General features: G+C 60.2%; 20 protein-coding genes. 9 read left to right on the top strand and 11 right to left on the bottom strand.

The genetic code is table 11. From position 1 onward, the window contains the following. On the bottom strand, positions 1 to 597 hold the full coding sequence (wrbA, locus tag PspR84_RS21510) for an NAD(P)H:quinone oxidoreductase (protein WP_160059063.1): 597 nt from the start codon (positions 595 to 597) through the stop codon (positions 1 to 3). Further along, positions 594 to 947, bottom strand: a complete 354-nt coding sequence (gene arsC, locus PspR84_RS21505; protein WP_160059062.1) for an arsenate reductase (glutaredoxin) — start codon at positions 945 to 947, stop codon at positions 594 to 596. Before arsC ends, wrbA begins: the two co-directional genes overlap by 4 nt. A gap of 113 nt (positions 948 to 1,060) precedes the next feature. Here arsC and PspR84_RS21500 point away from each other — a divergent pair, with 113 nt between their 5' ends. Then, complete coding sequence (locus tag PspR84_RS21500) at positions 1,061 to 1,528, top strand: TlpA disulfide reductase family protein (RefSeq protein ID WP_160059061.1); 468 nt, start codon at positions 1,061 to 1,063, stop codon at positions 1,526 to 1,528. Between the two features lie 235 nt (positions 1,529 to 1,763). Here PspR84_RS21500 and PspR84_RS21495 read toward each other — a convergent pair whose 3' ends face one another. Together PspR84_RS21495 and PspR84_RS21490 are read right to left on the bottom strand one after the other, a co-directional pair. Then, a complete protein-coding gene (locus tag PspR84_RS21495; RefSeq protein ID WP_160060127.1) occupies positions 1,764 to 2,168 on the bottom strand; it encodes an META domain-containing protein in 405 nt (134 codons plus the stop codon). Further along, entirely contained in the window at positions 2,168 to 2,602 is a 435-nt protein-coding gene (locus PspR84_RS21490; protein ID WP_160059060.1) for a hypothetical protein, read from the bottom strand. Before PspR84_RS21490 ends, PspR84_RS21495 begins: the two co-directional genes overlap by 1 nt. Positions 2,603 to 2,735: 133 nt before the next feature. On the opposite strand from PspR84_RS21490, the gene PspR84_RS21485 reads away from it, so the two are divergent. Then, positions 2,736 to 3,188, top strand: coding sequence for a hypothetical protein (locus PspR84_RS21485; protein ID WP_160059059.1), 453 nt, complete (start codon positions 2,736 to 2,738; stop codon positions 3,186 to 3,188). A 12-nt stretch (positions 3,189 to 3,200) separates the two neighbouring features. On the opposite strand, the gene PspR84_RS21480 is transcribed toward PspR84_RS21485, so the two are convergent. Both PspR84_RS21480 and PspR84_RS21475 read right to left on the bottom strand, forming a co-directional pair. After that, positions 3,201 to 4,190 (bottom strand): 2-hydroxyacid dehydrogenase, encoded by a 990-nt coding sequence (locus PspR84_RS21480; protein ID WP_160059058.1) that lies wholly within the window; start codon positions 4,188 to 4,190, stop codon positions 3,201 to 3,203. 82 nt (positions 4,191 to 4,272) lie between these two features. Further along, positions 4,273 to 7,026 carry a response regulator gene (locus PspR84_RS21475; protein ID WP_160060126.1) on the bottom strand — a complete coding sequence of 918 codons (2,754 nt, stop codon included), beginning with the start codon at positions 7,024 to 7,026 and terminating at the stop codon, positions 4,273 to 4,275. A 220-nt stretch (positions 7,027 to 7,246) separates the two neighbouring features. Between PspR84_RS21475 and PspR84_RS21470 the strand changes: the two genes are divergently transcribed. From PspR84_RS21470 to PspR84_RS21440, 7 genes are all read left to right on the top strand, one after another. After that, positions 7,247 to 7,966 carry a response regulator transcription factor gene (locus tag PspR84_RS21470; protein WP_160059057.1) on the top strand — a complete coding sequence of 240 codons (720 nt, stop codon included), beginning with the start codon at positions 7,247 to 7,249 and terminating at the stop codon, positions 7,964 to 7,966. Continuing rightward, on the top strand, positions 7,953 to 9,377 hold the full coding sequence (locus PspR84_RS21465; protein WP_160059056.1) for a sensor histidine kinase: 1,425 nt from the start codon (positions 7,953 to 7,955) through the stop codon (positions 9,375 to 9,377). Before PspR84_RS21470 ends, PspR84_RS21465 begins: the two co-directional genes overlap by 14 nt. Before the next feature lie 252 nt (positions 9,378 to 9,629). Further along, positions 9,630 to 10,532 carry a cysteine synthase CysM gene (gene cysM / locus PspR84_RS21460; protein ID WP_026000780.1) on the top strand — a complete coding sequence of 301 codons (903 nt, stop codon included), beginning with the start codon at positions 9,630 to 9,632 and terminating at the stop codon, positions 10,530 to 10,532. Beyond that, positions 10,532 to 11,908 (top strand): 23S rRNA (uracil(1939)-C(5))-methyltransferase RlmD, encoded by a 1,377-nt coding sequence (gene rlmD / locus PspR84_RS21455; protein WP_160059055.1) that lies wholly within the window; start codon positions 10,532 to 10,534, stop codon positions 11,906 to 11,908. Before cysM ends, rlmD begins: the two co-directional genes overlap by 1 nt. 101 nt (positions 11,909 to 12,009) lie before the next feature. Beyond that, on the top strand, positions 12,010 to 14,253 hold the full coding sequence (relA, locus tag PspR84_RS21450; protein ID WP_007917476.1) for a GTP diphosphokinase: 2,244 nt from the start codon (positions 12,010 to 12,012) through the stop codon (positions 14,251 to 14,253). Positions 14,254 to 14,379: 126 nt separating this feature from the next. Further along, positions 14,380 to 15,213, top strand: a complete 834-nt coding sequence (gene mazG, locus PspR84_RS21445) for a nucleoside triphosphate pyrophosphohydrolase (RefSeq protein WP_160060125.1) — start codon at positions 14,380 to 14,382, stop codon at positions 15,211 to 15,213. A gap of 25 nt (positions 15,214 to 15,238) precedes the next feature. After that, the gene (locus PspR84_RS21440; protein WP_016987455.1) at positions 15,239 to 15,781 is read left to right on the top strand and encodes a DUF2058 domain-containing protein; all 543 of its coding nucleotides are present in this window, start codon (positions 15,239 to 15,241) and stop codon (positions 15,779 to 15,781) included. A 70-nt stretch (positions 15,782 to 15,851) separates the two neighbouring features. On the opposite strand, the gene PspR84_RS21435 is transcribed toward PspR84_RS21440, so the two are convergent. The 5 genes from PspR84_RS21435 to PspR84_RS21415 all read right to left on the bottom strand — a co-directional run bounded on the left by PspR84_RS21435 (position 15,852) and on the right by PspR84_RS21415 (position 21,258). Then, a complete protein-coding gene (locus tag PspR84_RS21435) occupies positions 15,852 to 16,040 on the bottom strand; it encodes a hypothetical protein (protein ID WP_034155814.1) in 189 nt (62 codons plus the stop codon). Positions 16,041 to 16,429: 389 nt separating this feature from the next. Continuing rightward, on the bottom strand, positions 16,430 to 17,650 hold the full coding sequence (fabB, locus tag PspR84_RS21430) for a beta-ketoacyl-ACP synthase I (protein ID WP_008087472.1): 1,221 nt from the start codon (positions 17,648 to 17,650) through the stop codon (positions 16,430 to 16,432). 11 nt (positions 17,651 to 17,661) lie between these two features. Beyond that, positions 17,662 to 18,177 carry a 3-hydroxyacyl-[acyl-carrier-protein] dehydratase FabA gene (gene fabA, locus PspR84_RS21425; protein WP_003227150.1) on the bottom strand — a complete coding sequence of 172 codons (516 nt, stop codon included), beginning with the start codon at positions 18,175 to 18,177 and terminating at the stop codon, positions 17,662 to 17,664. A 247-nt stretch (positions 18,178 to 18,424) separates the two neighbouring features. Further along, positions 18,425 to 20,329 (bottom strand): ATP-binding protein, encoded by a 1,905-nt coding sequence (locus PspR84_RS21420; protein WP_160059054.1) that lies wholly within the window; start codon positions 20,327 to 20,329, stop codon positions 18,425 to 18,427. Further along, complete coding sequence (locus tag PspR84_RS21415; RefSeq protein WP_160059053.1) at positions 20,326 to 21,258, bottom strand: ABC transporter substrate-binding protein; 933 nt, start codon at positions 21,256 to 21,258, stop codon at positions 20,326 to 20,328. Before PspR84_RS21415 ends, PspR84_RS21420 begins: the two co-directional genes overlap by 4 nt. Position 21,259: the final 1 nt, after the last annotated feature.

Raw genomic sequence — 21,259 nt, 5'->3', positions numbered from 1 at the left:
TCAGCGCTCCAGTTTCTGCGCAGTCCTGGCCAAGCGCAGACCCAGCGCACGGCACAGCGCCACTTCATGCTGATCGAGGCCTTTTTTGCCGTCAGCCCCAGCGTGATGACTGGCACCGTAAGGCGTACCGCCACCCTGAGTTTCCAGAAGTGCCGACTCGCTGTACGGCAGACCGGTGATCAGCATGCCGTGGTGCAACAGCGGCAACATCATCGACAGCAAGGTGGTTTCCTGACCTCCGTGCAGACTGGCGGTAGACGTGAACACACCGGCCGGTTTACCGACGAGGGCGCCGGTCAGCCACAGATTGCTGGTGCCATCGAGAAAGTACTTCAGCGGCGCGGCCATGTTGCCGAAACGCGTCGGGCTGCCGAGGGCCAGCCCGGCGCAGTTCTTCAGATCATCCAGGCTCGCGTACAGCGCGCCTTCGTCCGGGATATCCGAAGCCACGGCTTCACATTCGGTGGAAATCGCAGGCACCGTACGCAAACGGGCTTCAAGGCCGGCCTGTTCGACACCGCGCGCAATCTGCCGGGCCATCTCGTTGGTCGAGCCGTTGCGGCTGTAATACAGCACCAGAATGTAGGGCGCGCTCACGGTAACAACTCCAGGATATTTTCCGGCGGACGACCGATGACGGCTTTGTTGCCGACTTCGAGAATCGGTCGCTCCATCAGTTTTGGATGCTGGGCGATGGCGTCGATCAATTGCGCTTCGCTGAGGCTTTCGTCAGCCAGTTGAAGCATTTTGTATTCATCTTCCCCGGTGCGCAGCAACTGACGGGCGCTGATCCCGAGCTTGCCGAGCAGGGCCTTGATTTGCGCCGCATTCAGCGGGGTTTCGAGGTAACGCACGACGTTCGGGGTCAGGCCGCGGGCTTCAAGAAGTTCCAGCGCGCCGCGGGATTTCGAGCAGCGCGGATTGTGATAAAGCGTCAGATCGGTCATGGCGGGTCGCTTCTGGCGTAAAGTGGCGGCTATTCTAACTGTGCAGCGCGCAATCCAGAACCTTCGGAGGCAATGGGTCGCAGGCGCCTTCAAATTTTCACAAGGAACACGACATGACACGGCGATTGGCAGCGGCATTGACGGTAATCGGGGCGTTGATGCTGGGGGGCTGCGGCAACGACTACGGCATTGACCAGAACGGTCAGAAGGTCGCGTCGGAGCGTCTGGACAAACAATGGGTGGTGCTGAACTACTGGGCCGAATGGTGCGGCCCGTGCCGGACCGAGATCCCGGAGCTCAACCATTTGGCTGATGAGCTGAAGAGCAAGAACGTCGGCGTGTTCGGGGTCAACTTCGACAATGTGCAGGGTGTGGAGCTGAAAGATGCCAGCGAAAAGCTGGGCATCAAGTTCACCGTGCTGGCGCAGGATCCGGCGGAACTGTTCGAGTTGCCGCGCAGTGAGGCATTGCCGGTGACGTACATCATCGACAACAAGGGCAAGGTGCGTGAGCAGTTGATGGGCGAGCAGACGGCGGCGGGGGTGATGGCGAAGCTTGAGGCGTTGCAGGCGACCAAGTAACGTCAAAAGCCCCTCACCCCAGCCCTCTCCCGGGGGGGAGAGGGGGCTGACCGAGGTGTCTGGCATCCTCCATCGACCTGAAAAATCCAGTCGATTATGAATTCGCCACAGCGGAACTCGGTCGATTATGGATTCGGCATAGGCCGTTCAGGTCGGCGTAGCTCTCCAATATCCCCCAATCAGTCCCCTCTCCCTCTGGGAGAGGGCTAGGGTGAGGGCTTTGGCGGCCTGAGGCTTAACCCTCTTCCAGCCACCAACGCAGAGGCTTGCCTTCAGCCGGCCAGAAACGCATCTGCTCGATCGGCGAGATGTCCCAGCGCTGGACATGCTCCAGCGCCTGCAGGAAGCGCTGCTCCTGCTCCATCAGCGCCGGCGCACACAGTTTGCGGGTCTTGCCGATCTTGCCGAAGGTCAGCTTGTCGCCGTCCAGCGTATATGGCGCGAACCAATGGTTGCAGCCACCGTTGCCGTAAGCACGGCCATCATCGCCCAGGGTCACGGTCAGATGGCTGTAATCCATCAGCGGCCGCTCACCGATCCACTCCAGAATGTAGCTGCGGTTCTGTTGCAGTTGCACAGGCTCTGCGGCGCAACCCACCAGGCCGGCACCGACGAGCGCGGTCAGGGCAAGGCGTTTGATCATGCCGACACCTGGCATTTCGGGCACACGTGCTTGTCGCCAACGGCTTTCCAGCCCAGTTCGGCGATGCGCGCGGTGGCTGCCGGTTTCTCTGCGGTTTTACCGAGTTTGGCATCCTCGGCGAATTCGAAGCTCAGATCTTTGGCGCAGCTGTCGCAGTTGACCTGCCAGGTGTGGATCGCCAGTTCACCAAATACCGGACCTGTGGTCATCGCGGTCCATTGGCCCGGCGGATTGATCAGGTGGCGGACGGTTTCAACGGTCAGGCGCATGGACAAGTCCTTGCTGCCTTTGAGGGTGACCAACAAGGCGTCACCGATGCGAATCGAGCCACCATTGCCGGTGACCTGATAGCGGCCCGGAACGAGGGCGCGGCATTCGGTGAGGGTGTGTTGCGGGTTCATCAGGGTGTAGCGGAAATCGTGTTCGACCATGGGTCCTCCAAATATGCGCGACATGCTAGCACGGGCTTGATTGCAGAATGATGCGCGCGTGCGACCTTCGATCCGGTTCAAATGCCGCGACACTCATGGCAAACTGCCGGCCTCGAATCTGAAGGAACGGAACATGGCGCTGATCGAATGTTATGAATGCAAAAAGAGCATCAGCTCCGAAGCCGATGCGTGCATTCATTGTGGGGCTCCAATGGCGGAGCAAGCAGTACACGCGCAGACCGTAGTCGCGCCTGTTCAGGCTGCGACAATCTCGTTCGGCAGTCTGCCGCGTAACAAGGCTGTGCCCGAAGTCAGTGCTCCAGCGCCTGAGCCGCAACCTTTGCCGAAAGTCATGCCCGCCGCCGCGCGGCGTCGGCGCCAGCAGCCCACCGAGCAACCGGCCACTGAGCAGGCCAATGCCGACGGCAGTCGTCCGGTGGAAGGCTGGCTGAAGATCATGATCTTCCTGCTGCCGATGTTTTTCGTCTGGTTCCTGCTGCGCTACGGCCACTCGATGAAACAGCGCTTTTTTGGCTTCGGCTGGCTGGCATTGCTGATTCTGGCGTCCTCGCTTTCCCCGAAATAAGCTGAAAAGCGCTCAGCCTACGACCTGGTTCTGTGGCGTTCCCGCCGCCCAGGTCGCGATGTTGTGCAAGGTGGTTGCGGCAATCGCACCCAGCGCTTCATGCGTCAGAAAGGCTTGATGCGCTGTAATGATCACGTTGGGAAAGGTCAGCAATCGCGCCAGCACATCGTCCTGCAAGGGCAGGTCGGAACGATCCTCGAAAAACAGTTGCGCCTCTTCTTCATAGACATCCAGACCCAGATAACCGAGTTGGCCGTCCTTCAATGCGTCAATCAGGGCCGGGGTGTCGATCAGACCACCGCGACCGGTATTGATCAGCATGGCGCCGGTTTGCATGTGCGCCAGTGAATTGCGGTTGATCAAGTGTTTGCTCTGCTCGTTGAGCGGGCAGTGCAGGCTGATGATCCGCGACTGCGCGAGCAGTTCCGGCAGGCTCAGATAGCGCGCACCCAACGCCAGAACATCCGGGTTCGGAAAGGGATCGTAGGCCAGCAGTTCACAGCCGAAACCGTGCATGATTTTCGCGAAGGTCGCGCCGATCTGACCGGTGCCGACGATCCCCACGGTTTTACCGACCAGGTCGAAACCGGTCAGGCCATGCAGGCTGAAATCGCCCTCACGGGTGCGGTTATAGGCCCGGTGCAGACGGCGGTTGAGGGCGAGGATCAGCGCCACCGCGTGTTCGGCCACCGCGTGCGGCGAGTAGGCAGGTACGCGCACCACGGCCATTCCCAGGCGTTTCGCGGCGGGCAGATCGACATGGTTGTAACCCGCCGAGCGCAGGGCGATCAGGCGTGTGCCGCCAGCGGCCAGACGCTCGAGCACTGGAGCGCTGAGGTCGTCATTGATGAAGGCGCAGACCACTTCATGTGCGTCGGCCAGCGCCGCCGTATCGAGGCTGAGTCGGGCCGGTTGAAAGTGCAGTTCGACACCCGCCGGGCAATCGGCGGCGAGGAAGCTGTCGCGGTCGTAGGTCTGGCTACTGAAAACGAGCGTGCGCATGAAATCCTCCTGGAGCATCGACACGGATTGAATCACCCGAACTCACTTTAGCGCTGCCGGTGTTGGCCGGCATTGCCGTGGATCAGGCGCTGATCTTCGCTTGCGCCGCGAGGCGGTTGATCGCGAGCTCCAGTTCTTCCAGCGCTGCCACGGCTTTCGGGTCGTCCTGCTTGAGCAGGGTTTCGCTGCGCTGACAGGCCGCGCGCAATTGCGGTACGCCGCAATAACGGGTGGCACCGTGCAGACGATGGACGCGTTCGATCAAGGCATTCTGGTCGCGGTTTTCGCACGCCGTGCGAATGGCTTCGCGGTCGGCTTCAAGCGAGGCGAGCAACATGGCCAGCATGTCCGCCGCCAAGTCAGCCTTGCCGGCGGCCAGGCGCAAGCCTTCCTCATGATCAAGCACCGGTAGTTCATTATTGCCCGCCGCACTGTCGCTGATCCGCTCCGGCGCTTGATTGCGCAATGCCAGCCCGGTCCATTTCAGTACCACCTGGGCCAGTTGCCGCTCGCTGATCGGTTTGGTCAGGTAGTCGTCCATACCGCTTTGCAGCAGCGCGCGTTTTTCGTTGGCCATGGCGTGGGCGGTGAGGGCGACGATCGGCAGCGGCGTGCAATGCCGTTCGCTTTCCCATTGGCGAATGGTTTCGGTGCTTTGGCGGCCGTCCATGCCCGGCATCTGCACGTCCATCAGCACCAGATCGAAGGATTCGCTTTGCACCGCTTTGACCGCCGCGTAGCCGCTTTCCACGGCGAGCACCTTGGCGCCCATATCTTCGAGCAGGGTCTGCACCAGCAGCAGGTTGGCCGGGTTGTCGTCGACACAAAGCACTTTCGGCGCACGGCTCGACAGCGGTTCGCCCGGCTCATTGCGCGGCTGACGCGGGTTGACCAGATCGGCCAGCGCGCGACGCAATTTGCGCGTGCAGGCCGGTTTCGCTTGCAGTTGGCTGTGCGGGTTCGGCACCGATAGATGAAACAGTGTCTGTTCGGTGGTCGGGCACAGCACCAGTACTTTGCAGCCTAGGTGTTCGAGGTCCCAGATGTGCTGGTTCAAACGCTCGGGCAGCATGTCGTTGCTGGTGATGCCGATGACCGCCAGATCAATCGCCTGATCGGTCTGGTGCGCGCCGGTGACGCCGTTGGTCAAGGTTTCGAGGGTGTTGAATGGCGTGACATCGAGGCCACAGTCCTCCAGTTGATGCTGCAAGGCCTGGCGCGCCAGTTCGTGATTCTCCAGTACCGCCACACGGCGCCCGAGCAGCGGCGCCGAGGGCAAGTCTTCGGCATCATCACGGGTCTTGGGCAGGCTCAGACTGATCCAGAACTCCGAGCCTTCGCCCGGCGTGCTGTCGACGCCGATTTCACCGCCCATCTGTTCGATCAGGCGTTTGGAAATCACCAGCCCCAGACCGGTGCCCCCCGGTTGCCGCGACAGCGAGTTGTCCGCCTGACTGAATGCCTGGAACAGTGCACGCACGTCCTGAGTGGACAAGCCAATGCCAGTGTCCTGAATACTGATTCGCAACTGCACACTGTCTTCGTGTTCTTCTTCCAGCATCGCTCTGGCGACGATAGTGCCTTCGCGGGTGAACTTGATCGCGTTGCTCACCAGGTTGGTGAGGATCTGCTTCAGACGCAGCGGGTCACCGACCAGCGACAGCGGCGTGTCGCGATAGACCAGACTGACCAGCTCCAACTGCTTGGCGTGCGCGGCCGGGGCGAGGATGGTCAGGGTGTCCTGCAGCAGGTCGCGCAGATTGAACGGAATATGGTCGAGCACCAGCTTGCCGGCTTCGATTTTCGAGAAATCGAGGATTTCGTTGATGATCCCCAGCAAGCTGTCGGCGGATTTTTCGATGGTGCCCAGATAATCGAGCTGGCGCGGGGTCAGTTCGCTTTTCTGCAACAGATGGGTGAAACCGAGAATGCCGTTGAGTGGCGTGCGGATCTCGTGACTCATGTTGGCGAGGAATTCGGATTTGATCCGGCTGGCTTCCAGCGCCTCTTTGCGCGCCAGATCCAGTTCGATGTTCTGGATTTCGATGGTTTCCAGATTCTGCCGGACGTCCTCGGTGGCCTGATCGACACTGTGTTGCAGTTCTTCGCGGGCGTTTTGCAGGGTGCCGGCCATGCGGTTGATGCCCGAGGCCAGCTCATCCAGCTCCTGACTGCCGAGCGGCGGCAAACGTGTTTCCAGATGGCCGTCTTTGAGTTGCGCGACGGCTTGTTTGATCTGGCTCAGCGGGCGATTGATGGTGCGGCCCATGCGCAACGCCAGCAGTGCCGCGCCGGCCAGACCGGCGGCAATCAGCAGCAGGCTGGCAAACAGGCTGCGATAACCGCGCAGCAGCATGCCGTTGTGCGATAGCTCCAACTCGACCCAGCCGAGCAAGCGGTCAGACTCTTGCGGGATCAATTCGCCAGCGAGATTGCGATGCTTGCCGAATACCGGCATCAGGTAACGCGTCGCGTCATTGCCGCTGCGCCGTTGCAAATGCGCGCTGTCGCCGCTGGGCGCCTGATTGAGCATGGTTGGCCCGGCGTGAGCCAGTGGCGAGCGATCCGGGGCGAGGAAGGTCACCGCGCGCACGTCCGGTTGTTCAAGGGACTGCGTGGCAATGCGCTCCAGCAGATCGCTGTTGCCGTGACCCATGGCGGGGGCCACCAGCGGCGCCAGTTGCTCGGCGATCATCTCGCCGCGCTGCATCAATTGGCTCTGCAAGTCGGACTGCTGCGTCCAGGTGAAATAACCACCCAGCACCAGCGCCATCAGGCTGGTCGGCAACAAGGTCAGCAACAACACGCGACCTTTGATTCCCAGTTTCTTGAGCACGCCTATCTCCTGCATCCCGCTGATCTGTTGACTCATGCGTGCATCCGGCACGCGACATGGGCGCAGTGTAGCGATTTGCTCGCGGGCAATCTTCGGAAAAATGCGCTCGCGTCGGGGCAGGGCCGCCGCTGTTCGTTTGTCGGCTGGGCCAACCTTGAGTTGCCCGATCCCCGGCAATCTTGAATAATCACTCTCAACTGAGAATTACTTGCAGATACTCATGACTCCTGTTTCCGGCCAGCCACGCATTCTTTCCATCGAAGACGATCCGGTGCTCGGCGCCTATGTTCACGAACATCTGGGCCGCAGCGGCTTTCAGGTGACCTGGTGCCAGAACGGCCAGGAAGGCCTGAGCATCGCCAAACGCCAGCCGTTCGACGTGGTGCTGATGGATATTCTGTTGCCGGGCATGGATGGTTTGAATGTGCTGACGCAGTTGCGCCAGAGTCATTCGACGCCAGTGCTGTTGATGTCGGCCCTCGGTGCCGAGGCGGATCGCATCAGCGGTTTCCGTCTGGGCGCCGATGACTATTTGCCCAAACCCTTCAGCATGGCCGAGTTGCATGTGCGCATCGAAGCGATCCTGCGTCGGGTTGCGCTGGATCGGCGCCCGGCCGAGCCTGCGATGCCCGTAGCCGCCGGTACGCTGAGGTTCGATGACGAACAGTGCGATGTGTTTTTCCGCGAGCAACCCGCCGGGCTGACCCGCAGCGAATACCGTTTGCTGGAAACCCTCAATCGCAATGACGAGGAAGTGCTGAGCAAAGCCTTCCTTTATCAGCACGTTCTGCAGCGCGGCTACGCGGCCCACGACCGCAGTCTCGACATGCACATCAGCCAGATCCGCCGCAAACTGAAAGCCATCGGTTACACCGAACGTGAAGTGCGCACTGTTTGGGGCAAGGGTTATGTCTTGAGTGCAGCAGATGAAACGCTCTGAACTGCCGGGGCGGCATTCACTGTTCTGGAAACTGGCGTTTCTGCTGGTGGCGTTTTGTCTGCTGATGATTTGGCTGAGCTGGTCGTGGGGACGTTATATGGAGGAGCGCAATCAGTTCCTCTCCGACGAGGCACGCGGCACTCTGACTCGTTACGCCGCGCAAGCGGAACAGGCGTGGCAGCACGGCGGACGCAGCGGTGTCGATGACTGGTTGCAGAGCATGGAGTTGCGCGAAGCCAGTTGGGTCGGCGTCATCGGCGGCAACTTGCAGTCGCTGAGCACTGATCCGCTGAATGAACAGGAGATCCAGCATCTGACTTTCCTGCGCGGTCTCGACTGGCCGATCCACAAACAGAACCGGCCGTGGCTGCGCATACCTTTCCCTAAAGAGCCGTCCGCCGGCAGCCTGGTGATCGAATTGCCCGAGCGATTTCTGCCGGGTAAATATCGGTTGTTCTGGCGCGTCATCACCAACGGCGTGATCCCGGGGTTGTTTACTTTGCTGCTGTGCGTCGGTCTCTATCGTCTTCTGGTAGTGCCGCTGAACAACTTGCGCGAACAGGCCAACGCCTGGCGCGCCGACCAGTTGAATGTGCGGTTGTCGAGCGGCATCACCCAGCGTCCGGATGAACTTGGAGAGCTGGCGCGAGCGTTCGACTCGATGTCCGAGCGCCTGCAATCGACCGTGGCTCTGCAACAGCAACTGCTGCGTGATCTGTCCCACGAATTGCGCACGCCGCTGAGCCGCTTGCGTGTCGCCAGTGAAAGCGAACAGGGTCTGGTGCAACTGCGCGAGCGCATCGGTCGTGAAGTTGACGGTATGCAAAGACTGGTCGGAGACACCTTGCAACTGGCCTGGCTCGATACCGACCGCACGCCGCTGCCCGAGGAAGCGATCCAGATTCAGGCCCTGTGGGAAATGCTCACGGATAACGCCTGTTATGAAAGCGGCTGGCCGAGTCTGCAATTGCAGTGTTCGGTCGAGGCGTCGTGTTGGGTGCGTGGCAACCTGAATACGCTGGCGCAGGCGCTGGAGAACATTTTGCGCAACGCCATTCGGCATTCGCCTGCGGGTGGGATTGTGCGTCTTGACGGACGGCGCGATGGCGATTTCTGGCACCTGTGGCTGGAAGATCAGGGTGGCGGCGTAGCGGAAGCTGATCTGGAACGGATCTTCTCGCCGTTCACCCGGCTGGATGGCTCGCGGCCCGGGGACGGTGGTTTTGGTTTGGGGCTGAGCATTGCGCGCAATGCCGTGCAGCGTCAGGGCGGAAGTATTTGGTCGGAGAATGGCGGGGCGGGATTGCGGCTGAATTTACGGTTGCTGGCGGATGATTGTGTTGCGCCGTCTGACGCTTTCGCGAGCAGGCTTGCTCCCACATTGGAACTCGGTTCGCCGCAGATTGTGTGATCAACAGTTAATAGTGTCATCACTGCTGACACTATTCTGCGAATGACACTACTCCCTGTGGGAGCGAGCCTGCTCGCGAAGAGTCTCTGCGCATCACCACCAATGAAAATGGCTCAACACAATAGTCTCACCAGTGGTGAGACTATTGTTCCTTATTCCCATAAACCATAAGCACCGCACTTTGCGTGATATGGCCTGCGCGGGTTTGCCGGTATGATAGGCGCCCCCGCACGTCTGGATTGCGAATACGCCATGACCCTGCAGTACCCAACCATCGCCGATTGCGTCGGCAACACTCCGCTGGTGCGTTTGCAGCGCCTGCCCGGTGCTACCAGCAACACCCTATTGCTCAAGCTCGAAGGGAACAACCCGGCGGGTTCGGTCAAGGACCGTCCGGCGTTGTCGATGATCACTCGCGCCGAGTTGCGCGGGCAGATCCACGCCGGCGATACGCTGATCGAAGCGACCTCGGGCAACACCGGGATCGCGCTGGCCATGGCCGCCGCGATCAAGGGTTATAAAATGATCCTGATCATGCCGGACAACTCCAGCGCCGAGCGCAAAGCGGCAATGACCGCGTACGGTGCCGAGCTGATTCTGGTCAGCCAGGAAGAAGGCATGGAAGGCGCGCGCGACCTCGCCCAGCGGATGGAAGCCGAAGGCCGTGGCAAGGTGCTCGATCAGTTCGCCAATGGCGACAATCCTGAGGCGCACTACACCACCACCGGTCCGGAAATCTGGCGTCAGACCCAGGGCACCATCACCCATTTCGTCAGTTCGATGGGCACCACCGGCACCATCATGGGCGTGTCGCGCTACTTGAAAGAGCAGAGCGACAGCGTGCAGATCGTTGGTCTGCAACCGATGGAAGGCTCGGCCATTCCGGGTATCCGCCGCTGGCCGCAGGAATACCTGCCGAAGATTTATCAGGCTGATCGTGTTGATCGCATCGTCGACATGGCGCAAAGCGAGGCCGAAGACGTCACCCGGCGTCTGGCCCGTGAAGAAGGCATTTTCTGCGGCGTGTCCTCGGGTGGTGCGGTGGCAGCGATGCTGCGCCTGTCCAAAGAAGTTGAAAACGCGGTGATCGTTGCGATCATCTGCGACCGTGGCGACCGTTACCTGTCGACCGGCATTTTCGACGCGCCCAACTGATGGCCAAGCACGAGAGAGGCCTGCGCTTCCAGCCCACTGGCGGCAGCAAGGCCGTGCAAATCCCGACCGGCAAAAAGCAGCGCTTGAGCATCGAGCGCCTGGCCAATGACGGGCGCGGTATCGCGTTTTTCGAAGGCAAAACCTGGTTCGTCCTCGGCGCCCTTGCCGGTGAAGAGGTCGAAGCGCGGGTGCTCGGCGCCCACGGCAAAGTGGTCGAGGCGCGTACCGAGCGCGTGTTCAAGGCCAGCGAACTGCGCCGCCCGGCACCGTGTCAGCACGCCGGCCGTTGCGGCGGTTGCAGCGTCCAGCATTTGCCCCACGACGAACAGCTTGCCCTGAAACAGCGCATGCTCGCCGAGCAATTGTCGCGTGTGGCCGGTGTCGAACCTGAAGAGTGGGCAGCACCGCTGACCGGCCCGGAATTCGGCTATCGCCGTCGCGCCCGGATTGCAGTGCGCTGGGACATGAAGGCGAAGAAACTCGAAGTGGGTTTCCGTGCCGCCGGCAGTCAGGACATCGTCGCCATCAACGAATGCCCGGTGCTGGTACAGCCCTTGCAACCGATCATGACCCGTTTGCCGGAGATGCTCCGTCGGCTGAGCAAGCCGCAGGCGTTGGGGCATGTCGAGTTGTTCAGCGGCTCGTCACTGGCGGTATTGCTGCGGCATATGGCGCCGTTGTCCGAAGCGGATCTGACCATCCTCAAGGACTTCTGCCAGTTCCATCAAGCGCAGTTGTGGCTGCATGGCGAAGGTGAGCCACAACCGGTGGATGCGACTCAGTCGCTGGGCTATCGCCTGGAACAGTGGAATCTGGATCTGGCGTACCGGCCGGGCGACTTTATCCAGGTCAATGCCGGCGTCAACGAAGCAATGGTGGCGCAGGCGCTGGACTGGTTGAAACCTGGCAGCGACGAGCGCGTGCTCGATCTGTTCTGCGGCCTGGGTAACTTTGCTTTGCCGCTGGCCAAAGCCGTGCGCGAAGTGGTGGCAGTTGAAGGCGTGCAGACCATGGTCGATCGCGCTGAAGCCAACGCCGCTGGTAACAATTTGCATAACACAAAGTTTTTTCAAGCCGATTTATCCCAGCCTTTGACCGATGCCCAGTGGATCGGAAACGGCTTTTCTGCGGTACTCTTGGACCCACCGCGTGACGGTGCTTTCGAGGTGGTTCGCAAGCTGGCGACCCTGGGTGCCAGACGGTTGGTGTATGTGTCGTGCAACCCTGCAACTCTGGCGCGCGACACGGTCGAATTGATCAAGCAGGGCTACCGGTTAAAACGTGCCGGGATTCTCGATATGTTTCCTCAGACGGCACATGTCGAGGCCATGGCGTTATTTGAAGCGAGCCAGGATGGCTCGTCTGAATCCGCCTGACCTGTCCGCGCAGCGCTCGCTTTAGCCCCGCGAGCGCGAATGGACACTGTAGGTCAGCGATTTGACGCATTGAATCTGCGTCGTAGGGAAGGTAAAGCAACATGGTACAGGTGAGAGCACACCAGCCGATCAACACTGACGGCAGTATCAATCTCGAGGCTTGGCTCGATCACGCGGTCAGTGTCGATCTGGCACTGGATCGCGAAGCCTTGAAAGAAGCCTGCGAGTTCGCTCGCGAGGCTGAACAACAGTCCAATGCCAAGAAGAATCTGTGGGCCGAAGGCTCTGGCAGTTTCAGTACTGGTTTGGAAATCGCCGAGATTCTCGCCGACCTCAAGCTCGATCAGGATTCGCTGGTCGCAGCGGTCCTGTATCGCGGTGTACGCGAGGGCCAGATCGAACTCGCGGCCGTCGGTCAGCGCTTCGGCCCGGTGGTGGCCAAACTGATCGACGGCGTGCAGCGCATGGCTGCTATCAGCGCCAGTCTCAGTCCGCGTCAATCGATGGTCATGGGCACGCAAGGGCAGGTGGAGAACCTGCGCAAGATGCTCGTGGCGATGGTCGACGATGTGCGCGTCGCGCTGATCAAGCTCGCCGAACGTACCTGCGCCATCCGTGCGGTGAAAACCGCCGACGACGAGAAGCGTAATCGAGTCGCCCGGGAAGTCTTCGACATCTATGCGCCGCTCGCGCACCGCCTCGGCATCGGTCATATCAAATGGGAACTGGAGGATTTGTCCTTCCGTTATCTCGAGCCGGATCAATACAAACAGATCGCCAAGTTGCTCCACGAGCGACGGCTTGATCGCGAGCGTTTCATCGCTGACGTGATGACCCAGCTCAAGGACGAATTGCAGGCCACCGGCGTCGATGCCGACATCAGCGGCCGGGCCAAACACATCTATTCGATCTGGCGCAAAATGCAGCGCAAGGGTCTGGAATTCAGCCAGATCTACGACGTACGTGCGGTGCGTGTGCTGGTGCCGGAAATGCGCGACTGCTACACCGCGCTCGGCATCGTTCATACCTTGTGGCGGCACATCCCGAAAGAATTCGACGACTACATCGCCAACCCGAAAGAGAACGGCTACCGCTCGTTGCACACAGCGGTGATCGGCCCTGAGGGTAAAGTGCTTGAGGTGCAGATCCGTACGCACTCGATGCACGAAGAAGCCGAACTCGGCGTCTGCGCGCACTGGCGCTACAAGGGCACTGACGTCAAATCCGGTTCGAACCACTACGAAGAGAAAATTTCCTGGCTGCGTCAGGTCCTCGAGTGGCATGAAGAACTGGGCGACATCGGTGGTCTGGCGGAACAGCTGCGCGTCGATATCGAGCCGGATCGGGTCTACATCTTCACTCCCGACGGTCACGCCATCGACTTGCCGAAAGGCGCGACGCCGCTGGACTTCGCTTACCGCGTGCACACCGAAATCGGTCACAACTGCCGTGGCGCGAAGATCAACGGGCGCATCGTGCCGCTCAACTACAGCCTGCAGACCGGTGAGCAGGTCGAGATCATTACCAGCAAGCACGGTACACCGAGCCGCGACTGGCTGAACTCCAACCTCGGTTACGTCACCACCTCGCGAGCGCGGGCGAAGATCGTCCACTGGTTCAAATTGCAGGCGCGCGACCAGAACGTTGCCGCCGGTAAAACCCTGATCGAGCGCGAACTGACGCGCCTCGGCCTGCCCGCGGTGGATTTCGACAAGCTGGCCGACAAGGCCAACATGAAAACCGCCGAAGACATGTTCGCCGCCCTCGGTGCCGGCGACCTGCGTCTGGCGCAACTGGTCAACCTCGCGCAGCAACTGGTCGAGCCGGAACGTGGCAACGAGCAACTGGAGCTGATTCCGCGCAAAGCCACCGGCTACAAACCGGGCAAGCGCGGCGATATTCAGATCCAGGGCGTCGGCAACCTGATGACGCAGATGGCCGGCTGCTGCCAGCCGTTGCCGGGCGATGCGATTGTCGGCTACATCACTCAGGGCCGTGGCGTGAGTATTCACCGTCAGGACTGCGCCTCGGTGCTGCAGCTGGGCGGACGCGAGCCGGAGCGGATCATTCAGGTCAGCTGGGGCCCGGTGCCGGTGCTCACCTACCCGGTGGACATTGTCATTCGTGCCTACGACCGCTCCGGGCTGCTGCGTGACGTGTCGCAGGTGCTGCTCAACGAGCGTATCAACGTGCTCGCGGTCAACACCCGCTCGAACAAGGAAGACAACACCGCGCTGATGTCCCTGACCATCGAGATCCCGGGGCTGGATGCGTTGGGCCGGTTGCTCGGGCGGATTTCGCAGTTGCCGAACATCATCGAAACGCGGCGTAACCGCACCCCGTGAAGATGACCAATGTAGGAGTGAGCCTGCTCGCGATGAGGGAGTGTCAGTCAGCATCAATGGTGACTGATACACCGCGATCGCGAGCAGGCTCACTCCTACAGGGTTTTGTGGTGAGACAGAAATATGATGTACAGCCTTGAAGACTTGCTCCATCTGATGAGCCGTCTGCGCGATCCGCAATACGGTTGCCCGTGGGACATCAAGCAAACCTACGCAACCATCGTTCCGCACACCCTCGAAGAAGCCTACGAAGTGGCCGACGCCATCGAACGTGGCGACTTCGATCATTTGCAGGGCGAGCTCGGCGATCTGCTGTTCCAGGTGGTGTATTACAGCCAACTGGCCAAGGAAGAAGGGCGCTTTGAATTCGCCGGCGTTATCGACAGCATCACCCGCAAGCTGATCCGCCGCCATCCCCACGTTTTTCCAACGGGTGATCTGTACGCACCGCTGGATGTGCCGCGCTTGAGCGAAAAACAGGTCAAGCAACGCTGGGAAGAGATCAAAGCCGAAGAACGTGCGGAGAAATCTACAGCGCCCGAGCAACTGTCGCTGCTCGATGACGTGCCGGCGACGCTGCCGGCCCTGTCGCGTTCGGCCAAGTTGCAGAAGCGCGCAGGTCAGGTCGGTTTCGACTGGCCGGACGCCTTGCCAGTGCTCGACAAAGTGCGCGAAGAGCTCGATGAAGTGCTCGAAGCCATGTCGGAAAATGACCCCGATGCCGTGGCGGACGAGATCGGTGACCTGCTGTTTTCCGTGGTCAATCTGGCCCGGCATCTGAAGGTCGACCCGGAAACTGCGCTGCGTGGCGCCAACGGCAAGTTCGAAAGACGTTTCCGATTTATCGAACAGGCATTGCGCGACACCCACCGTCCCATAGAAGATTGCACCCTCGAAGAGTTGGACGCCCTGTGGGGTGAAGCCAAACGTCAGGAAAAGAATGCGCCCAGCTGCGGCTGAGCAACTGCCCAAGTGAGTAAGTCCCATGAGTATTTCCCTTCGCGACCAGTTGCTCAAAGCAGGCCTGGTCAACCAAAAGCAGGCCAAGCAGGTCAGCAAGGACAAGCAAAAGCAGCAGCGTCTGGCGCACAAAGGCCAGATCGAGCTGGATGACTCGCAGCAACGTGCAGCTCAGGAAGCCATGGCCGAGAAGGTCAAGCGCGACCAGGAGCTGAACCGTCAGCAGAAAGAGAAAGCCGAGGCCAAAGCGCGCGCGGCGCAGGTCAAGCAGTTGATCGAAGTCTCTCGTCTGCCGAAGCTGACCACCGAGGACTACTACAACTTCGTCGACGACAAGAAGGTCAAGCGCATCTCGGTCAACACGCTGATGCGCAACAAGCTCAGCAGCGGTTCGCTGGCGATCGTCCACCATGCCGGCGGCTACGAAGTGATCCCGCGTGAAGCGGCCCTGAAGATCCAGGAGCGCGACCCGCAGCGCATCGTCCAGCTCAACGTGCAGACCGAAGAGGTCAGCACTGAGGACGATCCGTACGCGGCGTATCAGATCCCTGATGATCTGATGTGGTAAATCGATAAAGCTGTAACAACGACAAACCCCGCTCATGGCGGGGTTTGTCGTTTTCAATGCTGTGGTTGAATCAGGAGGAACGGGCTTCGCGTTGTTGCTCTTGCACTTCGAGTTCAGCCTTGTAGTTGTGGGCATCGATCTCGTTGTGGAACATGCCGACCAGCAAGTCTTGTTGATGCACATCCCAGATGCGGATACCGGCGGCTACGCCTTCGTGGGACATGTGTGAATCGTCGCGTTCAGTTACTTTTACAGTCATCTGCTAGCTCCAAATCTCAAGTTATCTGCAGCAAGGCGTGTGCAGGACTCTGTTATAGAATTTGTTAGCCTGCTAAGTAAACGGCTGATTTGTGCAAGGTGTTGTTGCGTTTTTTGCAACAGTGCTGCAGCCCGCGTAATCCGCGACATTCGGTCGCAGGGCGGTAAGTTTCATGACAGAAGTTTCATCTCCAGAACACCGTAGCCCCCTGTAGGAGCTGCCGAAGGCTGCGATCTTTTGACTGTGATTTTTAAAGACAAGATCAAAAGATCGCAGCCTGCAGCAGCTCCTACACAGGGAGTTCGTGTCGGCCATGAGTTTTGCGCAGGCGAAAAAAAACGCCCCGAACCAGTCGGGGCGTTTTTATGTGTGGGCTCAAGCGGGGGAAATTACTTGCCTTCCCAGCGCTTCAGTACCAGCGTGGCGTTGGTGCCGCCGAAGCCGAAGCTGTTGCTCATCACGGTGTTGATGGTGGCGTTTTCGCGGGTCTTGGTCAGCACCGGCAGATCGGCCACTTCCGGGTCCAGCTCGTCGATGTTGGCGGAGCCGGCAATGAAGTTGCCTTCCATCATCAGCATGCAGTAGATCGCTTCGTGAACGCCGGCAGCGCCCAGGGAGTGACCGGACAGGCTCTTGGTCGAGCTGATTGCAGGTGCCTTGTCGCCGAACACTTCACGCACACCTTTCATTTCCGCGACGTCGCCGACCGGAGTCGAAGTACCGTGGGTGTTCAGGTAGTCGATTGGCGTATCAACGGTGGACATCGCCATCTGCATGCAGCGGATCGCGCCTTCGCCACTTGGGGCAACCATGTCGTAGCCGTCGGAGGTTGCGCCGTAGCCAACGATTTCGGCGTAGATTTTCGCGCCACGGGCCAGAGCGTGTTCCAGCTCTTCAACCACGACCATGCCGCCACCGCCAGCGATGACGAAACCGTCACGGTCCTTGTCGTAGGCACGGGAAGCCTGTTCCGGGGTGTCGTTACGCTTGCTGGACAGAGCGCCCATCGCGTCGAACAGGAACGACTGGCTCCAGTGCTCTTCTTCACCACCACCGGCGAAGACGATGTCCTGCTTGCCCATCTGGATCTGTTCCATGGCGGTACCGATGCAGTGAGCACTGGTGGCGCAGGCAGAAGCGATGGAGTAGTTCAGGCCCTTGATCTTGAATGGCGTGGCCAGGCAAGCGGAAACGGTACTGCTCATGGTCCGCGTTACACGGTATGGGCCAACGCGTTTAACGCCTTTCTCGCGCAGGATGTCCAGCGCTTCCATCTGGTTCAGCGTGGAAGCACCGCCCGAGCCAGCCACCAGGCCGGTACGCGGATTGGACACTTGCTCTTCGGTCAGGCCGGAGTCAGCAATGGCGTCTTTCATGGCCAGGTAGGCGTAAGCCGCTGCGTGGCCGACGAAGCGATAGATCTTGCGATCGATCAGCTCTTCAAGGTTGAGGTCGATGGAGCCGGAAACCTGGCTACGCAGACCCATTTCGGCATATTCCGGGTTGAACCGGATGCCAGGGCGGCTTGCACGCAGGTTAGCGGAGACGGTCTCTTTGTCATTGCCCAGGCACGAAACAATGCCCAGACCAGTGATAACGACGCGGCGCATGCGAATAACCCTTAGAAGTTGTCAGTGGAGGTGAACACGCCGACGCGAAGGCCTTCGGCGGTGTAGATTTCGCGACCGTCGACAGTCACCGAACCATCGGCAATGGCCAGGTTCAGCTTGCCCTTGAGGACGCGTTTGATATGAATGTTGTAGGTGACTTTCTTGGCGGTCGGCAGGACCTGACCGAAGAACTTCACTTCGCCCGAACCCAGCGCACGGCCACGGCCCGGCAGGCCTTGCCAGCCCAGGAAGAAACCGACCAGTTGCCACATGGCGTCCAGACCGAGGCAGCCCGGCATTACCGGATCGCCTTCGAAGTGGCACGCGAAGAACCACAGATCAGGGTTGATATCCAGCTCGGCGACCAATTCACCTTTGCCGTACTTGCCGCCTTCTTCGCTGATCAAAGTGATGCGATCAACCATCAGCATGTTCGGGGCGGGCAGTTGCGCGTTACCTGGGCCGAACAGCTCACCGCGACTGCAGCGCAGCAGATCTTCCCGAGTAAAGGCGTTTTGTTTGGTCATGCGAGCTCCTCAATAATCCCATGCGGCAGGTGGGGCAAATCTTCCCGACCGTTCGAAGCGTTCATGCCTCGAACCGGCAGCCTACTCATAGACTATTGCGTTGTGGTGAAAGTCACAGCACCAAGGACATGAATGTACACTTGTGCACTGAAATTTTTAATCAAGCCCCTTTTGAGGCTCGTTCGGGTGCCTAAGACTGCCGCACTTTCGCTTTTCACGCCAGTCGCAGATGGTCGAAAGGCCCACACTACGACACCCAGCGCTGCAGAATCTGCTGCAGATCATTACGTTTGAACGGCTTCGCCAGATAATCGTTCATGCCCGCCGACAGACAGGTTTCACGGTCGCCCTGCAACGCGTTGGCGGTCAGCGCGATGATCGGCACTTCACTTCGTCCGGGCAGCCGCCGGATCTGCCGGGTAGCCTCGTAGCCATCGATGATCGGCAAACGGCAATCCATCAGAATCACCTCAAAGTCGCTGCCCTCGGCACTGCGCACCGCTTGTGCTCCATCGGCGGCAACACTGACAGTAAAGCCCAAGCTGCGCAGCATCGCTTCAATAACTGTCTGGTTCACCGGATTGTCTTCGACCAGCAAGACATTGCGCCCTTCGCCCTGGCCCTTGCCGTTCAGTGCACGCGGCGCGGCCAGTGGCGGCAGCGCCTGCTTATAGAGTGCCAGCGGAATTTCCAGAGTGAATACCGAGCCGCGACCTTCCTCGCTCTGTGCGCGCAAGGTGCCGCCCATGCGTTCGGCCAGCGTACGGGCGATCGGCAGACCGAGGCCAGTGCCGCCGTAGCGCCGAGAAATCGAACTGTCGGCCTGCTGGAACGCGTTGAACATCAGCTCCAGGCTCTCGGACGAAATACCGATGCCGCTGTCGCGCACCGAGCAGGTGAACCACAGCAGTTCGTGATCCAGCGACTGCCACTGCGCCTCGATGCTGACGCGACCTTGCTCGGTGAATTTCAGTGCGTTGCCGACGAGGTTGACCAGAATCTGCCGGATCCGCGTCGGATCGCCCTGCACCTGCAAACCGCGCATGTCGTCCGGGATGCGCAAATTCAAAGCCAGGCCGCGTTGCACCGCGCTGTGCTGGAACGACTGCGCGCAGGCGCCGATCAGTTCGGCAAGGTTGAACGGGATGTGTTCCAGTTCCAGCTCGGAACGTTCGATGCGCGAGAAGTCGAGAATATCGTTGATCACTTTCAGCAGGTGTTCGGTGGACTCCGAGGCGAGGGCGGCGTACTCGACCTGCTCCTCGGTCATCTCGGTGGTTTCCAGCAATTGCAGCATGCCCAGCACGCCGTTCATGGGCGTGCGCAGCTCATGGCTCATCATCGCCAGAAAGTCGGACTTGGCGTTGTTGGCCTTTTCCGCTTCTTCGCGGGTCTGGATCAGTTGCGCCATGGCTTGATGCTGCTCGCGGCTGGCCTGCTCCAGCGCCTCGGCGAGGTTATTGATGTGTTGTGACAGGGCGCCCAGTTCCGTGTCATCGACAATGGGCAGTGGCGTTTTGTAGTCGCCTTCCTGAATCGCCTTGACTGCATCGCCGATGTCGCGGATCGGCTGAGAAAGACTGCCGGCCAGACGCCGCGCCAGGACGAAGGTAAACAGCAGTGCAAACAATGCGAGGATTGCGGCCTTGAACAGGATTTCCTGCTGGCGCTGGCTGAAGGCATCGTTGGACAGGCCGACGATCACCCGACCCAGATAATCTTCGCTGGCCCCGCCATTGTTGACCTTGCCGTCCTGGAAGAAATCGTTGTGCAGGGCGATGCGCTGCAAGCGCACCGGTGCCTGGAACACTTCGACCTGATGCGGTCGGCTGTGCGCTGCGGCGGGTTGCTCGACGTACACCAGAATCCGGTTGGCGCTGTCCTGCACTTCAAGAAAACGCACATTGGGCGTGGCCAGCGTGGCTTTGAGCAGACTTTCCAGCACTTCGTTGTTGCCGGAAATCACTCCGTATTCGGTGGCAGGCGCGAGTTGGTTGGCGATCAATTGGCCGGTGTGGTTCAGCTCCTGGCGCAAATCCTGAATGCGCACGAAGGTGAAGAAGCTGATCAACAGAAGGGTCAGCAACAGCGCCGGACCCAGGCTGATCAGCTGGGTGCGGGTATTGATGTCCCAACGGCGACGGAAACTCATGGGCGGTGTTCTCCTTCAGCCAGTGCGCTGGCAACAGATGCGTCATTCAGCGGTTCGATACCGAGTGAACGAGCGACCTGCGCATTACTTGAGACTTTAAAACGTGCGGGGTAGAGCGTCCGCGGCCAACTGGCCGAGGGGTGGTCGAGCAATTGATCAAGCATCGCCAGCCAGTCGTTCTGATCGCTGTACGTGCTGGCCAGGCTACCGGCGCGGACAAACGCAACGTTGGGGCCGACCAGTGCGACTTGCCGTGAGTAGCTGCTGAGCAGCAGGTTCTTCGCGGTTTTCGGGTTGTACAGATCGGGATCGTCGAGCCCCAGCAGTACGTCGCTGTTTTTCAGCACCGTTTGCAAAGGGCGGCTGTCGTGGGTGTTGTCCCAGCGCTCGCTGACGATTTGCAGATTCAGCGGCGCGGCGGCGAGATTCAGCTCCTTGAGGAGGAATTCGCTGTGCTCATCGAACAGCACGCCGATCCTTCGGGCCTGGGGCAGAATGCGCCGGATCAACTGCAACTGGCGGCTCAGCGGCGGGTCACTCCAGAGCAGACTCAGGTGCGCCGGTTGCGTATCGCCAAGACGCTGGCGAGCCTGCAGACGACTGATGCGCAGTACCAGCGTTGCCGGGCCCTGGGTTTCTTGCAGACGCCAGTCGAGGCTGGGTAGGTCGAGCAGAATCAGGCGCAGACTGGCGGGCAGTTTGCCCGGTGCCGGTAGACTGGCCAGTGGCTGGAAACGTACGTTGTCGGTCGGGCGCAATTCGCTGAGTGCCTGCACGAACGCTTGCACGCCAGGACTTTCCTCGGCTCCGGTCAACAGAATATCGGCGGCCTGCACCGCCACCCCGTGCAGCCACGCGGTCACAAACAGACAGACCCCGGCCAGCCAGTGGCCCAGGGTTGGCATCTTCCGTGACTGCCGGCAGCGCATA

The organism is Pseudomonas sp. R84 (assembly GCF_009834515.1).
GTDB lineage: Bacteria > Pseudomonadota > Gammaproteobacteria > Pseudomonadales > Pseudomonadaceae > Aquipseudomonas.
The sequence above is the reverse complement of the archived record's forward strand: the minus strand, read 5'-3'. Positions and strand labels throughout refer to the sequence as shown.

What these genes read in the sequence shown, in the direction of transcription:
- arsC (WP_160059062.1), bottom strand. Translation starts at nt 947, where the DNA reads ATGACCGATCTGACGCTTTATCACAATCCGCGCTGCTCGAAATCCCGC.
- PspR84_RS21500 (WP_160059061.1), top strand. Translation starts at nt 1,061, where the DNA reads ATGACACGGCGATTGGCAGCGGCATTGACGGTAATCGGGGCGTTGATG.
- PspR84_RS21490 (WP_160059060.1), bottom strand. Translation starts at nt 2,602, where the DNA reads ATGGTCGAACACGATTTCCGCTACACCCTGATGAACCCGCAACACACC.
- PspR84_RS21485 (WP_160059059.1), top strand. Translation starts at nt 2,736, where the DNA reads ATGGCGCTGATCGAATGTTATGAATGCAAAAAGAGCATCAGCTCCGAA.
- PspR84_RS21480 (WP_160059058.1), bottom strand. Translation starts at nt 4,190, where the DNA reads ATGCGCACGCTCGTTTTCAGTAGCCAGACCTACGACCGCGACAGCTTC.
- PspR84_RS21470 (WP_160059057.1), top strand. Translation starts at nt 7,247, where the DNA reads ATGACTCCTGTTTCCGGCCAGCCACGCATTCTTTCCATCGAAGACGAT.
- PspR84_RS21465 (WP_160059056.1), top strand. Translation starts at nt 7,953, where the DNA reads ATGAAACGCTCTGAACTGCCGGGGCGGCATTCACTGTTCTGGAAACTG.
- cysM (WP_026000780.1), top strand. Translation starts at nt 9,630, where the DNA reads ATGACCCTGCAGTACCCAACCATCGCCGATTGCGTCGGCAACACTCCG.
- rlmD (WP_160059055.1), top strand. Translation starts at nt 10,532, where the DNA reads ATGGCCAAGCACGAGAGAGGCCTGCGCTTCCAGCCCACTGGCGGCAGC.
- relA (WP_007917476.1), top strand. Translation starts at nt 12,010, where the DNA reads ATGGTACAGGTGAGAGCACACCAGCCGATCAACACTGACGGCAGTATC.
- mazG (WP_160060125.1), top strand. Translation starts at nt 14,380, where the DNA reads ATGTACAGCCTTGAAGACTTGCTCCATCTGATGAGCCGTCTGCGCGAT.
- PspR84_RS21440 (WP_016987455.1), top strand. Translation starts at nt 15,239, where the DNA reads ATGAGTATTTCCCTTCGCGACCAGTTGCTCAAAGCAGGCCTGGTCAAC.
- PspR84_RS21435 (WP_034155814.1), bottom strand. Translation starts at nt 16,040, where the DNA reads ATGACTGTAAAAGTAACTGAACGCGACGATTCACACATGTCCCACGAA.
- fabB (WP_008087472.1), bottom strand. Translation starts at nt 17,650, where the DNA reads ATGCGCCGCGTCGTTATCACTGGTCTGGGCATTGTTTCGTGCCTGGGC.
- fabA (WP_003227150.1), bottom strand. Translation starts at nt 18,177, where the DNA reads ATGACCAAACAAAACGCCTTTACTCGGGAAGATCTGCTGCGCTGCAGT.
- PspR84_RS21420 (WP_160059054.1), bottom strand. Translation starts at nt 20,329, where the DNA reads ATGAGTTTCCGTCGCCGTTGGGACATCAATACCCGCACCCAGCTGATC.
- PspR84_RS21415 (WP_160059053.1), bottom strand. Translation starts at nt 21,258, where the DNA reads ATGCGCTGCCGGCAGTCACGGAAGATGCCAACCCTGGGCCACTGGCTG.